Source organism: Okeania sp., from assembly GCF_035285525.1.
Lineage (GTDB): Bacteria > Cyanobacteriota > Cyanobacteriia > Cyanobacteriales > Microcoleaceae > Trichodesmium.
Genome location: NZ_JAYKGW010000257.1, coordinates 1 through 14,289, shown reverse-complemented (window position 1 = coordinate 14,289; position 14,289 = coordinate 1). Strand labels below are relative to the sequence as shown.

Below are 14,289 nucleotides of genomic sequence, written 5' to 3'. Positions count from 1 at the left end.
ATAAACCTGACTTAATCTCCTCAACTATATATTATTGAGTGCTGTTTCGTCAGGAATTAGTATTATAGGCTAGGGTGTAAATTTTCACCATCTTATTCGAGAAACTGTTGATTTTTCTAAAAATTCGGTTTTAGGTTTCTCCCTAACCAGGTAGGATCTATATTATTGTCACAAGAGAAAAAAGAAAGATAGGGTGGGGAAGGTGGAAAGCCTAGGAAGTACAGGACTCAAAAAATATCGGGTTGTAAATATTCTCGGACGACAAAGGGTTAGTCTTGCCCTAAGAATTTGAGCATATATTTAAGCAAGTATTAAAGTTTTGAACCACTTTAATTGGGGTTGCCCAACTGCATAATTTGCAGGGTTATTAAAACCTACTACCGGGTTTTATATTAGCAGGAATTATTGATTTTTCACAATACACAAGATAGAATTACTAAAATTTCCTTTCTATAGCGCTGCGCGCAGGGAACAGGTATGGAGGGAACACTTAACTGGGACAATAAATGGCCTATAATATAAAGCTTTGAGCGGCTTGGACACCTCCTGCAATTTGTAAATATTAAGTGCGCACATTGCTATATATGTCTATACCTCTGGTTGAAATAATAGTTATACTACGAGTTTTGATGAAAACTCGAATACTTGGCTAAATACATTTAATAAACATCTTCAAATAATAAAAAGTAAAATTGATTATTGAACATAAATCATTAAGTTTTTTCCCGGTTCTCTCTTTTCTAAAAGATTATTAAATACTTGACCTATAGCAATCTTAATTTTATTCATATTAAAAATCTTGTCACTTTTTGGTATGTTGGTTTGGAGGTTTGGAAGTAATCGTTAGTGTGTAAGAGTTTCGGAGTTTATTTCTAGTTTTTGAATTGTTACAACCAAAATATTTAGGGATTGCTGATTAAATATACAAGCATTGACATTAATCATGGTTTTAGGGTTTTTATGTCTGGAAAAAGTATTAGCTTTTCAATTGCTAAGGTACGATTGAAAAATCAAAGAGTGAAAATTTTTGGGTAGCTATAGCAGAAAAATCACTCTTACTATTCTTTTAGTTACTTCCTCTGTAATCCCTATTTCCTCTACCTCTTAACTAATCCCTACTCCCTGTTCCCTACTCCCTCTAAAAAAAGAGTTGACAAAGTTCTATAACTTTAGTTTGTAGAGTAGATATTTCCTCTTTTCCCTGTTTAATATTTACTTCCAACTCTAATAATAAAGGTAAAGTTTGCTCTAATTTATCCAAAGATAAGGACTTCACTTCCTGTCGTAAAAAATATACCCGTTTAGGGTTGTTTATTTCCGCAGCTTGGGCGATCGCTTTTTCATCTTTTTCTCCTGCCTCAATCATTAGTTTGACCCACAACCATGTTCTAAATTGGCCAACCAAAGTAGCTACTATTCTTAATGGATGTTCATTATGGGCAATTAAATCTGCTACTAACTCCAAAGCTTTAACCGTATCTCCCGAACGAATAGTGGTGGCCAACTTCAGACTACTTTGAGTCTGAGACCCCACCAAACTAGCGATCGCTTCTAAATCTAAAACTGTATTTTGATTACCATAAAGTTGCAATTTAGTCAACTCATTATGTAATTGTCGGCGATCGCTACCTAAAGCTTCTGCCAAAAAAGTAACTCCAGCAGTAGTAAGCTTAACCCCTATTTGGTGAGCCATTTCTTTGACTTGCTTCTCCAGTAAGTCTGTTTTCCAAGGAGGAATAGGAGAAAAATCTTGAACTTGAGCCACTTTAAGGATTAATTTTGTGGACTTAAGTCTTTGATCGGGTTTATGAGAAGTAGTAAATAATAGGACAGTAGCTTCAGGAATTTGAGGTAAAGTCCGTTCCAAATCCTCCAACAAACTTTGTGAGCAATGCTGAGTTATATTAGTATCGACGAGCCAGACCAAACGACTACCAGAACCAAATGGTGGGGTCATGGCCTGATTTAATCCAATTTGAACTGCATCTGTTGCTGGCAAAATTTTGTCATAATTAAAGCTAGCCCAGGTAGGATCGAGGACAGATTCACGCAAAGCATTAACAGCTTGCATCATTGAATACTCATCCTCACCAAAGTAGAGGTAAATTGGCATAAGAAGCTATTTTTGACAAGGGGTAATTAGATTGGACGATACATATCAGAACTACATTAACCGAGTAGCTCAGATGACGCTACTACAAAGTTACAAGTCTCAGTTGGAATATATCCAACCTTCTCCCAAATTTAAAAAAATCACTGATGGCCAATTTGAGGCGGTAGATTTTCCTGGTTATACAGTGATTACTCCACCTAAAGAAGAGGAGTCAGAGAACAGTCAATTCTATCACCGTTTACAAAAATGTCAAGAACAATTAATAGAACTATTAGGTAAGAATTTAATGATTCCATTGCCTAGCAATAGTTTTCATTTGACCTTAGCTGATTTAATTTGGGAAAGTGCCTTTACAAATGCTAGTCAAAATAATCCTCAATTTGAGGAAAAATTACGTTCTTGCATTGCAGAGAGTTTTCAGGAATTATCTACTTCTACAAATGGCCATCAAGTCCAGTGGCAAGTTTTTGGGATTGTAGTAATGACTAGAGCAATTGGTGTTTGTTTAGTTCCTAAAGACGGAAGTTCTTATCAACAAATTCTCAAATTACGTCGGTCAATTTATCAAAATCCTAATTTCATTGCTCTGGGTATTGAACAGCAATATCATTTGACGGCTCATGTTACCTTGGGATATTTTGGGGAAATTCCATCAAACTTAGATATTCCTAATTTGGCAGATCAGATTTCCGAATTAAATAATCAGTGGTTGGAAGTTACTTCAGAAATTTTAGTACATCGGGGTGAACTACGAAAGTTTGATAATATGATCGGTTATTATCGAGAATCTGATTGGCCTGTTGTAAATTTGTGATGAAATTAGACCATAATTAGGGTTTGTTTATGGAAGTATTTTGGTGAGAGTAGGAGTCAGAATTAAGGAGTCATACAGCGGTTTCCTTTCCCCATGAGGTACACCCCCCATACGGGCTTTCCGGCCCGCACTACAATATTTTACCCTTGTACCTCATTTGCAAAGGAATCTGCTGTAATTCATAGGACTTAGGCATAAACGCTATTGATAGTGCATTGTTTGCTCTTAAATAATGCAATAGATTTTTGTTGGGTTTCGTACCTCATTTCTCCCCTACTCTCTAATGTACTATTTGAGGCAAAACAGTCCAGTAGGGTGTGTTTTGGCTAATGAAAATCGTATTTCATAACCCACCAAGACTATACAATAGTACCTTTGTGTAAGTCCTATCTTACTCTTATTTCCAGTCAACTCCTTTGTAACTCCTAACTACCCTGCACTCCCTACCTTTACAAAAAAACTTTCCAAGCGTAATTATCGTGACTATAAATGTTATTGGCTTATGTTTAGATGGAATTAGTGGACTAAATGAGTCAGTACGGAAAATTGTCGAAACAGCAACCTTGTTGGTAGGAAGCGATCGCCATCTTTCTTATTTTCCTAATCATACTGCTGAAACTATTGTATTGGGAGACGTACTAGAAGCAATTTTAGAAATACGGCAGCATTTAGATACCACTAATAGTTGTATAGTAGTTTTAACTTCAGGAGACCCCCTATTTTTTGGTTTAGGAAGATTATTAATTCGACATTTTCCACCAGAAAATTTAAGGTTTTATCCCCATTTGAGTTCTGTACAATTAGCTTTTAGTCGCATCAAAATTCCTTGGCAAGATGCTAAAATAATTAGCATTCATGGTCGCTCTATGGATGAATTAATTGAACCATTACAGCAAGGAGTGGAGAAAATTGCTGTATTAACAGATTCTACTAATACACCAAAAGCGATCGCTAATTTGCTAGTAGCTTTAAATTTACCAACTACATATCAATTTTGGGTCTGTGAAAATCTTGGTGGTGAGGATGAACGAGTCCAAAAATTGTCTATAGATGCAATACAACCAGAAATATTTGCACCATTAAATTTGGTAGTATTATTACGTCAACCAAAAATCTCAGACCAAACTATAGATTTATCTAATTTGCCTCTACTGGGGATACCAGATAACTATTTTGCGAGTTATGATGACCGCCCTGGGTTGATGACAAAACGAGAAGTGCGGGTATTAATTTTAGCTGAGTTGAACTTGCAACCAGAACAAATAATCTGGGATATTGGTGCTGGAACTGGTTCGGTTTCTATCGAAATTGCTCGCCTTTCCAGTAGTTCCATAGTATACGCAATTGAAAAAACAGCTGTAGGAACAAGTTTAATAGAAGAAAATTGTCGTCGCTTTCAAGTTAAAAATATAGTTTCTATTCACGGTAATGCTCCGGAAATTTTACATCACTTGCGTCCTCCCAATCGAATTTTTATTGGGGGTAATAGTGGTAAACTCAGAAATATTTTGGGAGTTTGTGGTATCAGAATGTTGCCTGGAGGAATAATAGTTTTAGCATTTACAACCTTAGAAAACTTGCATACTGCTGTAAGTTGGGTAGAGGAAAGAAAAAAAAGCGATCGCTGCTGGAGTTATCGTCTTTTGCAAGTACAGTTATCTCGTTCTGTACCTCTAGCTAATTTAACTCGGTTTAACCCTATTAATCCTGTTACAATTATGATTATTAGACGTATTTAGGTTTATATTATGTCCCTAGTCTATGGTATATAAATCAGGAATTATTAGAATCCGGTTGAGTAGTTATTGTATGGTAGGGAGACGCACCAGACGCACCAGACGCGGAGATAGAAGTGTAGAGAGAATTATGAACATATACTATATAGCCGAATTGTATATTACGCAAAGAAACCGGGTTTCTACAGTAAATCATTGTTTTTGACAATAAACATCTACAAGAAACCCGGTTTCTGGGTTCGCCCACATAAGTCCTGTATAAAAAGCACTGTAAGTTAAAATCGTTTAAGCTTCAGCTACAGCAACATTAGCTTCCTGAACTACAGGATAAACGCTAACTTTTTTCTGACTTTTACCTTTTCTTTCAAAAGTTACCACACCTTCAACTAAAGCAAATAAAGTATAGTCACTACCCACACCAACATTATTGCCAGGATGGAACGTGCTACCACGTTGTCTAACCAGAATATTACCTGCTTTCACAACTTGACCACCATAACGTTTAACACCTAATCTCTGAGCATTAGAGTCACGACCGTTACGGGTACTACCAGTACCTTTTTTATGAGCCATAATGAATTTCCTCCAAATTTTTTATGTATTAGGACTTACGCAAAGCAACCCGGTTTCTAGGCTCGTACCGAATTTATGGGTTCAGTTCAAACCACGAGATTTTGTTGATAAACCCAGTTTCTGCGTAAGTCCTATGTATAATATAATGGCGTTGCTGATTCTAGGTATAATGCAAGCCCCCCGATCCAGCCAAGTGTGGGAGGAAATAAACTCTGAAATTCCCCCAAACTTGCGGGATTTAAGGGACTTGACCAAAACCAAACAATCCCTGATTCATACTTCAATTCAGCAACACCATATAACTACTATAATTATTATCCCTGATTTTCTGATTGCTCTTCAGCTCCAGTTTCAACTGCTGCGGTAGTCCCTGAAGTTTGAGTTCCAACAGTTTCTCCAACATCTGTAGTTTCAGCAACTGTCTCAGTCGTTTCTGGAGCTACTTCCACCCCAGAACTTTGAGATTCTGCTGCTGGAGATTTTTCTTCCCCTACTAATATTGCGCCATTGAGACTTATGGAGTCAATCATTAGACGGGTAAGTTCTTGGCGATGTCCTCTTTTTTTACGAGTCTTCTTTTTAGGTCGCATCTTGTAGACAATAATCTTTTTGCCCCGCAAGTGTCTCATCACAGTTCCTTTCACAAGGGCACCTTCTACAAGAGGTTGACCAATATGAACATCATCATCATTTTGAATTAGAAGCACATTATCAAGGGAAATTTGTTCTCCCTCTGCTGCGGATAGAAGGTCGATGTCATAAAAACGACCTGGTTCCACCCTTAATTGTTTTCCACCAGTTTCAATAATTGCGTAACTCATTAATTTGTTTTATGGGGTTGCCGTACAGGTAGCTGGTTCTGAAACTCATACCTTGAGTGGTCATTTTGTTACTTGAGATAGACAAATGTCTTTCTTTTTGACCAGCTTTTACTATGTCTGAACCTGGTCCGAGCAGGGTTTAGACACGCAATTTACTATTATCTCCCATCAAGTTAGTTTTTGTCAAGATATAGAAACTCAAAGTATCAAAAAAAATACTAAATTTTTGTTCACTACCAAACGGGAAAAATAGAGCTAAACTATTCCCTGTTCACTACTTATTGATAAGTAGGAAAATCAGTATATCCTTCTGAATCAAATGAATACCAAACTTTCATATCAGCCATCGGATTTAGCGGCCAATTATTAGCAAAACGTTCTGCTAAATCAGGATTACTAATATGAAGTCTACCAAAAGAAATTAAATCTGCATTTCCTGACTTAATAGCAACTTCAGCAGTTTCTTTTTCATAACCACAATTTCCGATCAATGCTTGAGAAAACACTTCACGAAACTCTGCTAAATTCATTGGTTCTCCTAACTCGTGAAAACCAAATGCTAAACCATCCATAACATGAAGATAAGCTAGTCCGTAATTGTTTAACTGTTTGGCAACGTACAGAAAATTTTCGCGAAAATCTGGAGAACCCATATCATTAAAAACACCATTAGGGGAAATTCTAACTCCGACTCGATGAGACGGCCATACAGTTAAAATAGCTTCAACAATTTCTTTGAGAAATTGAAATCTATTTTCTATACTACCTCCGTAGCGATCGCTCCGATGATTAGTCTTTGATTGTAAAAATTGGTCAATCAAATAACCATTACCACCATGAATTTCTACTCCATCAAAACCAGCAGCTTTTGCTCTAATGGCAGCCTGACGATAATCTTCTACAACTCCTGGAATTTCTTCTATTTCTAGAGCGCGGGGTGTTTCATAAGGTTGTTTCCCAATAGGAGTATGAATATATTCTTCATTTAAGATAACCGCAGAAGCAGATACCGGAAGTTGACCATTTTCCTGAAAGCTGCTATGGGAAGCTCGTCCACAGTGCCAAAGTTGCAGAAACATAGGAGTTCCTTTAGCATGAACTGCATCTATAACTTGCTGCCAAGCTTGAGTCTGTTCATCTGAGTAGATACCAGGGGTGTTAACCCAACCAATACCCTGTTTAGAAATGACAGTAGCTTCAGAAATAATCAAACCTGTACCTGCTCGTTGAGCGTAGTATTCTGCCATCATAGAGTTGGGCATTCTTTCTACTCCAGCACGAGACCGAGTTAGGGGAGGCATAACTACTCGGTTTTTTAGAGTTAAATCTCCCATCTTAAAGGGACTAAGTAGGGTTAAGGACATTTCAGTTATCAGTGATCAGTTATCAGTAGACTCTAACTTCAACGTTTGAGTCTTTAATCTAGAATAACTTAGACTCTAACCTAATGGTTAATTTGATCTAAATAAAATACTTAAAAGCTATTTGTAGGGTGTGTTTTGCGTTCCGCAAAGCTCCGCTTGATATGTCGGCTCAAGCGCCGAAACGCTACGCGACATCAAAAGCGCACAACGCACAACGCACCAACAGGCTATATATATAGTGCCTTTGCGTAAGTCCTGAAATGCTAAGCAAATATCCGTGCCTTGAGGGATTAACATTGATTTTATATCAAATCCGCTTAATTCGGTATAAAAAAATGTTCTATTTTCAACCATTACCAAATCTTCCCAAACTTCCCACACCTCCCACACTCCCAACCCTTCCCACACTGTTTTTACATTGATATTACCAGATTTGATATTAGACCCAGATGTTCTGATAAAAACACTGGTAGGAATTTGACTGTGGGTTGACCCCATGACCAAAAAATGCAATCCTTGTGTATAGAAAAACTCTATAACTTATGAAACATACCATACATAATAGAAGCTATATGACAACCAATAAGCATATTGCGATGTGGACTTGTGCGAGGAGTCGTTCAACGCTTATGACACGAGCTTTTCAACAATTGGATGGGTGTGTAATTTTCGACGAGCCATTTTATCCTCCATATCTGGCAACACAAGGGGGCGATCATCCCCATAGATCAGAAATGATTGAACTGTATGAAACAAATTATGAAAAGGTTATATCAAAAATCACTAGCGATTTACCTCAAGGGTACTCTTTTTCATTTCAAAAACATACGGCCAACAATCTGCCCCAGAATGGAGATTTAAACTGGTTACTGTGTTTAGATAATTTTTTCTTAATCAGACATCCTCGTGAGATTATCGCTTCTAGACAAAAAATATACAACTATCCGAAAAGTTTCACCTTGCATGAAATTGGCATAGAAGATTTGTATAATCTTTTCATTTTCATTCAGGAACGAACTGAAAAAACGCCAGTTGTTATTGATTCAACTGACGTAATCAAAAATCCAGCCCAGGTTTTACACGCATTATGTAATCAATTTGGCATATCTTATTCCGATAAAATGTTAACGTGGCAGCCTGGAATCAGAGATACAGATCCTGTATGGGCAAAAACCTGGTACAAGACAATTATCAATTCTAGTGGATTTCTTCCTTTTACTGAGCAGGAAATAACCTTGCCTGAGCATTTAACGCCTATTTTTGAAGAATGCCTACCTTTTTATGAGAAGCTATATCAGTATCGTATGATAGTATAATTTGGTTTCGTTTTTTGCCAATTTATTACAGGGATTATTTGTGAATGATTGAGAATAAACAATATCGGATCAAAAGATCGGAAATATCACCAGACAATTCATTGATTGATGTTGTCAAACAAGTAGTTGACAAAAATGCTATTCGCTGGTATATCAGCCAAATTACATCAGACTACATGATGATCGAAGCTACATTGTACTCTGAAGAGTTTCCAGAAATGGGTGAGTCTGTAGAGGGACAGTATTATCCTGGAAAAACTGTCGTGGTAAACATTGTTCCCACAGGTATTGGTTGTAGTATTGGAGGGTATGCTGGTGATGCCACGCCAACAGCAAATTTGTTAGCCTCTACCGTTGATTATTTAATTACTAATCCCAATACGGTGAATGCCTCCAACTTTATTAACTTAAAGAATAATGTTGTTTATGCAGAAGGGCATTCTATTGACTTATTTTGTCAGGGTGCTGTCAATTTTCATCTTCCCTATGCCAATAATGTTGGACTAATTATTGAAAAATCAGAGGATTGGAAAATTGAAATTCTGTTTAATGTGATTAATGCCGTCAGAGCTATATATGGTGTTAATATTTTAGAGCCTGTGATTACAGATGAACCGATTTACAGTCGCTGCATTCAAAATGAAGTAGGAGCCTTTGTCGGTACTGTGGATAATCCTAATGTATTATTTAATGCTGGCCAAGAACTGATTAAAAAAGGAGCTAATGCTATAGCTATCACAACCAATGTTCAAGATTTACCTTCTGAAATGTATGCCCAGCATTTCCGAGGTGAATGTCCTAATCCTGTTGGTGGCGTTGAAGCTATTATGTCACACCTGATGATGAAAAAATTCCAAATCCCTGTCGCTCACGGCCCCTTGCTGAATATCAAAGATTTAGATTTGGCACATAATATCGTTGATGCAAGAGGAGCAGGAGAGATGGCTTCTGCAAGTGGTTTAGCCTGTATATTGGTTGGCTTACAAAAAGCGCCACAAATAAAAGTAAAACCCAACACCCGCATAGCTGATGTTATCAATCTCAATAATCTGTTAGCTATTGTCATGCCTGCAACCTCTTTGGGAGGTGTACCTATTTTACAGGCAGAAAAATATAACATACCCGTTATCGCTGTGCGAGAGAACCATACTATTTTAGATGTTTCTCAATCTCAACTCCAATTAAGTAATGTTATTGAGGTTCATAGTTATGCGGAAGCAACTGGTATAATATTAGCTCTTAAGAATGGCATCCACTTGGAAAGCCTATCAAGACCTTTTATGACATTACGGCCATAAGCATTTTTTATCCCATAGAATCAAACAAAGACATTGCATTTGTATGAAATCGCAAACTTTTGTCTCTCTATGTAAACTGACTTGCTTATTTGATATATACAAAGGACAATCATCATGGATATTGGCAAAAAAGCTGATTGGTCAAACGTTTACGTTCAAGCAACCCCAGCATCATATTTAGAGATAGTATCTCAACAAGAATATGGAGTACCTGATTATGGTATCCAATATCTTCGCCCTCTGTTAAAAATGTTATATGGCAAACGACAACTTCCTATAAACATTGTTGATATTGGTGCATCTTATGGCATTATTTCTACACTTTTACTCCATGATTTAACTATGGCTGAACTCATTGACTTTTTCATCGAGAACGATAACTCTCAAAAACGAACATGGGAAGAAATAGAAAGATTCTATCAGCATCAAGATATCCGTCATACAGAATATAAATTTTATCTATCAGATAGTTCCCAACCTGCAATGGATTTTTCAGAGCGAGTTCAGGTATGTGAAAAAGCCTATTGTTTTGATATGAGACATGAACCATTACCGGAAGACTTGAAACAAATTATTGAAACAACCGATCTATTTATTGCGACAGGTTCTCTTGGATACATTGGTGAATATTTCTTTCGTCAAATATTTCCTATTATATCTCAGAACTCTTTGTCTCCGTTATTTGCTTTTGTTGTCTATCGAGCATTTTACTCTTCTAAAATTGAAAAGGTGTTTCAAGATTATAATTATACCTTACTCAAAAGCAGTGTTCCGTTTAAGAAAGGGCGGAAGTTTGCCAGTGCCTTGGAACAAGAAAACACTATTGCATCTCTGCATCAAAGGAATATTGATACAGTTGGTTTTGAAGATGAAGGGTTTTATGCGTGTGAATTTTATCTTGGTGTACCTGTTTCAGAAAAAGAAAGATTATACCATTGGTTAAAGCAAGAGGAGAAATAATTTAGCAGGACTTCAGAAGAAAATAAAAAATAAGGTTAAAACCTTATACAGTTTATCCAAACATGATTAGGACTTACACAAATTTACCGGGAAAACTCCAGATGTAGGGGTGAATGGCATTCGCCCTCACTAGATTTAGTATCCGTCTGTAAGTCCTGATGATATTAAAATTAATCTGTATCTGGATCGATACCAAGGGAACGTAACTTGGCAGCCATTTTTTCCGCATCAGCCATCGCCCGCAAAGCATCCTCTTCGGGCCTAGCCACTAACTGTCCTTCCGCAGTAAAATAACGTAACTGCTCCTGATAAACTCCCAAATATAATCCTAATTGTTCGCTCCATCTTTTACCTTCCTCATCAACTGGAATAGGCTGATATTTATCTCCCACTAACCGAAAACCTGCAAATTCTAAGATCTGTGGATAAAACCAGAAATATTCCGGAGTACGGAAACGGTCTTGATACAGTTCTTTTTTCAAATTACAGTCTACACTAGCAGTATCTTTAGACAATAATTCAATAATTAAATTAGGATATTTACCGTCTTCTTCCCACACTACCCAAGAGCTGCGTGGTTTTTTTTCGGTGTTTTTAACTAAGAAAAAATCTGGTCTGCGAAATTCTTTATTTTTCAGTTGTTGGCGACTGAAATAAATAGTTAAGTTAGCACCGATAAAGTAATTAGAAGTATCACGCCAGTACCATTATAGGGAACTAACTAATAGTAATAACTGAAAATAATGTAAGGAACTTTCCATTTCTGGTTCATCACTTTCTAACTGAGTAGCATCAGGCATTATTGCTTCTAATGTTTGAGCATTATTTAAAATCATATATAGCAACTCTATTTTATTTGTGTATAAAAATCCTACTGCTTTTAGGGAACAGGGAACAGGTAAGAGTTACAGTTCCCGATAAATCAGTTTTTTTATCTACTTTTTGATTTGTCGCAACCTATACAGGGATTGCTATACCTATAAGAGATAATTTGTGAGAAAAAGCTGTAGGGGTTTGGTCTCCAAACCCAAACGCAAATGAGATTTGGAAACCAAACCCCTACTATAAAATGTTACAACCTATTTATTATAGTTGATGGCTAAAGGCTGAATACTTACTAAAAAACTTCAGCTCCTTCAAACTGTTTAATCTTCTGAACATTAGCAGATTCTCCACAAGTTCGAGGCATCGGAAATATTTTTTCAGGATTAGCTAAACCTTTAGGATTAAAAACACTTTTTACCCATTGCATAGTCTCCAAATCTGTCTCATTAAACATCAAAGACATATAACATTTTTTATCTGAACCAATACCATGTTCTCCAGATAAACTACCACCAACCTCTACACATAATTTGAGAATTTCTCCCCCTATTTCTTCCACTTTTTCCAAATCTCCTGCAACAGAATCATTATATAAAATTAAAGGATGAAGATTCCCATCTCCTGCATGAAATACATTGGCAATCCGATAACCATGTTTCTGACTTATTGCCTCAATTTCACTCAAAACATAAGCCATTTTTGTACGAGGTATGACGCCATCCTGTACAAAATAATTTTTACTAATATTACCAGCAGCAGCAAAAGTAGCCTTTCGCCCTTTCCATAATTTCATCCGCTTTTCTGGTTCATTAGCAGTCGTAATTTCTATAGCTTCATTCCGTTCACATATTTCTTTAACTCGCTGTTTATTAACATCAACTTCTAATTGTGAACCATCTAATTCTATTAACAAAATAGCTGCTGCATTCCGAGGATATAAACCAGTCTTAACTACATCTTCTACAGCATTAATACTAAAATTATCCATAATTTCCATCCCAGCAGGAATTATGCCAGCGCTAATAATATCAGACACCGTTTGCCCAGTCTTTTCAATACTAGGAAATCCGGCTAAAAGTACACAAACTGACTCAGGAGATTTAATAATTCTGAGAGTAATTTCTGTAGCTATTCCCAAAGTACCTTCCGAACCTACAAATAAACCTGTTAAATCATAACCAGGCATCTCTGAAGTTAAACCACCAATATCAACTATCTCACCTTCAGGAGTAACTATTTTTAATCCTAAAACATGGTTAGTTGTTACTCCATATTTGAGACAATGAACACCTCCAGAATTTTCAGCAATATTCCCACCAATAGAACAAATAATTTGACTAGAAGGGTCAGGAGCGTAATAGAAACCAGCTCCACTAACTGCTTGTGTCACCCAATTATTAATAATTCCTGGTTGCACAATAACCTGTTGATTTTCTAAATCTATTTTCAGGATTTTTTGCATTAATGAAGTGACAATTAAAACGCAATTTTCGATTGGTAATGCACCACCAGAAAGACCTGTTCCTGCACCTCTAGGCAACCAAGGAATATTAAGTTGATGACATATTTTTACTGCTTCTGAAACTTGTTCAGTGGTGCGGGGTAATATTACTAATGCAGGTCTTTGACGATAACAAGATAGACCATCACATTCATAGACTAATAATTCTTCTTTACGTTGAATTACACCTTTTTTACCAACAATTTTTTCAAATTGTTTCGCAATTTGTTTCCAGTCGTGTTTTGTTTGTTGTTTGTCTTGAGTAAGCATTTTATTTAGAGATATATGAAAATTTGATTTTCCAGAAACTTTAATAATATTATAGCTATCAGCAATGATGTGTGAAAAAAAATTGTAGGTGTTTGGTCTCCAAATCCCTTTACATTTGGGTAAAGGAAACCAAACCCCTACCATAAAATCTTACAATCTATTGAGGATTGCTATATATGAAAATTTGATTTTTAAGAAACTGTAATTTTTAATATTATACTAAATTATGAAAAAAAATTGTAGGAGTTTGGTCTCCCCACCCCAAAATCAAATATTAGTAATATAATTAAAGAACACCATATGAATTTTCAACTACAGGAAAAATCTGAGGATAAATTTGCCAAACATTTCTCATCAAATGTCTGAATTTTTGATGTAAAACTTGCCAATCTTTATTATGAAAAAATTGTAGGAGTTTGGTCTCCCCACCCCAAAATCAAATATTAGTAATATAATTAAAGAACACCATATGAATTTTCTTTATTATGAAAAAAAATTGTAGGAGTTTGGTCTCCCCACCCCCAAAATCAAATATTAGTAATATAATTAAGGAACACCATATGAATTTTCTTTATTATGAAAAAAAATTGTAGGAGTTTGGTCTCCCCACCCCAAAATCAAATATTAGTAATATAATTAAGGAACACCATATGAATTTTCAACTACAGGAAAAATCTGAGGATAAATTTGCCAAACAT

The 14,289-nt window shown here is 36.2% G+C and carries 11 protein-coding genes and 1 pseudogene; 5 read left to right on the top strand and 7 right to left on the bottom strand.

Annotated elements, in window-relative coordinates; all coding sequences use genetic code 11:
- Window positions 1-1,138: 1,138 nt before the first annotated feature.
- Window positions 1,139-2,113, bottom strand: a complete 975-nt coding sequence (gene holA / locus VKJ25_RS24090) for a DNA polymerase III subunit delta (RefSeq protein WP_324239189.1) — start codon at window positions 2,111-2,113, stop codon at window positions 1,139-1,141.
- A 31-nt stretch (window positions 2,114-2,144) separates the two neighbouring features.
- On the opposite strand from holA, the gene VKJ25_RS24085 reads away from it, so the two are divergent.
- Both VKJ25_RS24085 and cbiE read left to right on the top strand, forming a co-directional pair.
- Window positions 2,145-2,927, top strand: coding sequence for a DUF1868 domain-containing protein (locus VKJ25_RS24085; protein WP_324239188.1), 783 nt, complete (start codon window positions 2,145-2,147; stop codon window positions 2,925-2,927).
- Between the two features lie 479 nt (window positions 2,928-3,406).
- The gene (gene cbiE, locus VKJ25_RS24080) at window positions 3,407-4,666 is read left to right on the top strand and encodes a precorrin-6y C5,15-methyltransferase (decarboxylating) subunit CbiE (RefSeq protein WP_324239187.1); all 1,260 of its coding nucleotides are present in this window, start codon (window positions 3,407-3,409) and stop codon (window positions 4,664-4,666) included.
- Window positions 4,667-4,948: 282 nt separating this feature from the next.
- On the opposite strand, the gene rpmA is transcribed toward cbiE, so the two are convergent.
- From rpmA to VKJ25_RS24065, 3 genes and pseudogenes are all read right to left on the bottom strand, one after another.
- Entirely contained in the window at window positions 4,949-5,236 is a 288-nt protein-coding gene (gene rpmA, locus VKJ25_RS24075) for a 50S ribosomal protein L27 (protein ID WP_324239186.1), read from the bottom strand.
- A 416-nt stretch (window positions 5,237-5,652) separates the two neighbouring features.
- Window positions 5,653-6,057 (bottom strand): annotated as a pseudogene (rplU, locus tag VKJ25_RS24070) (50S ribosomal protein L21); the annotation flags it as partial.
- Window positions 6,058-6,335: 278 nt separating this feature from the next.
- The gene (locus VKJ25_RS24065) at window positions 6,336-7,421 is read right to left on the bottom strand and encodes an alkene reductase (protein WP_324239185.1); all 1,086 of its coding nucleotides are present in this window, start codon (window positions 7,419-7,421) and stop codon (window positions 6,336-6,338) included.
- A 572-nt stretch (window positions 7,422-7,993) separates the two neighbouring features.
- Between VKJ25_RS24065 and VKJ25_RS24060 the strand changes: the two genes are divergently transcribed.
- The 3 genes from VKJ25_RS24060 to VKJ25_RS24050 all read left to right on the top strand — a co-directional run bounded on the left by VKJ25_RS24060 (window position 7,994) and on the right by VKJ25_RS24050 (window position 10,995).
- A complete protein-coding gene (locus VKJ25_RS24060; protein ID WP_324239184.1) occupies window positions 7,994-8,737 on the top strand; it encodes a sulfotransferase-like domain-containing protein in 744 nt (247 codons plus the stop codon).
- A gap of 44 nt (window positions 8,738-8,781) precedes the next feature.
- Window positions 8,782-10,035 carry a DUF3326 domain-containing protein gene (locus VKJ25_RS24055; protein ID WP_324239183.1) on the top strand — a complete coding sequence of 418 codons (1,254 nt, stop codon included), beginning with the start codon at window positions 8,782-8,784 and terminating at the stop codon, window positions 10,033-10,035.
- A gap of 114 nt (window positions 10,036-10,149) precedes the next feature.
- Window positions 10,150-10,995 carry a hypothetical protein gene (locus VKJ25_RS24050; protein ID WP_324239182.1) on the top strand — a complete coding sequence of 282 codons (846 nt, stop codon included), beginning with the start codon at window positions 10,150-10,152 and terminating at the stop codon, window positions 10,993-10,995.
- A gap of 170 nt (window positions 10,996-11,165) precedes the next feature.
- On the opposite strand, the gene VKJ25_RS24045 is transcribed toward VKJ25_RS24050, so the two are convergent.
- The 3 genes from VKJ25_RS24045 to glcD all read right to left on the bottom strand — a co-directional run bounded on the left by VKJ25_RS24045 (window position 11,166) and on the right by glcD (window position 13,591).
- A complete protein-coding gene (locus tag VKJ25_RS24045; RefSeq protein WP_324239206.1) occupies window positions 11,166-11,672 on the bottom strand; it encodes a Uma2 family endonuclease in 507 nt (168 codons plus the stop codon).
- Between the two features lie 30 nt (window positions 11,673-11,702).
- Window positions 11,703-11,831: a hypothetical protein gene (locus VKJ25_RS24040; protein WP_324239181.1), complete on the bottom strand. Its 129-nt coding sequence runs from the start codon at window positions 11,829-11,831 to the stop codon at window positions 11,703-11,705.
- Window positions 11,832-12,112: 281 nt separating this feature from the next.
- On the bottom strand, window positions 12,113-13,591 hold the full coding sequence (gene glcD, locus VKJ25_RS24035) for a glycolate oxidase subunit GlcD (RefSeq protein ID WP_324239180.1): 1,479 nt from the start codon (window positions 13,589-13,591) through the stop codon (window positions 12,113-12,115).
- Window positions 13,592-14,289 lie beyond the last annotated feature (698 nt).

What these genes read in the sequence shown, in the direction of transcription:
- VKJ25_RS24050 (WP_324239182.1), top strand. Translation starts at nt 10,150, where the DNA reads ATGGATATTGGCAAAAAAGCTGATTGGTCAAACGTTTACGTTCAAGCA.
- glcD (WP_324239180.1), bottom strand. Translation starts at nt 13,591, where the DNA reads ATGCTTACTCAAGACAAACAACAAACAAAACACGACTGGAAACAAATT.
- VKJ25_RS24040 (WP_324239181.1), bottom strand. Translation starts at nt 11,831, where the DNA reads ATGATTTTAAATAATGCTCAAACATTAGAAGCAATAATGCCTGATGCT.
- rpmA (WP_324239186.1), bottom strand. Translation starts at nt 5,236, where the DNA reads ATGGCTCATAAAAAAGGTACTGGTAGTACCCGTAACGGTCGTGACTCT.
- VKJ25_RS24065 (WP_324239185.1), bottom strand. Translation starts at nt 7,421, where the DNA reads ATGTCCTTAACCCTACTTAGTCCCTTTAAGATGGGAGATTTAACTCTA.
- VKJ25_RS24055 (WP_324239183.1), top strand. Translation starts at nt 8,782, where the DNA reads ATGATTGAGAATAAACAATATCGGATCAAAAGATCGGAAATATCACCA.
- VKJ25_RS24060 (WP_324239184.1), top strand. Translation starts at nt 7,994, where the DNA reads ATGACAACCAATAAGCATATTGCGATGTGGACTTGTGCGAGGAGTCGT.
- holA (WP_324239189.1), bottom strand. Translation starts at nt 2,113, where the DNA reads ATGCCAATTTACCTCTACTTTGGTGAGGATGAGTATTCAATGATGCAA.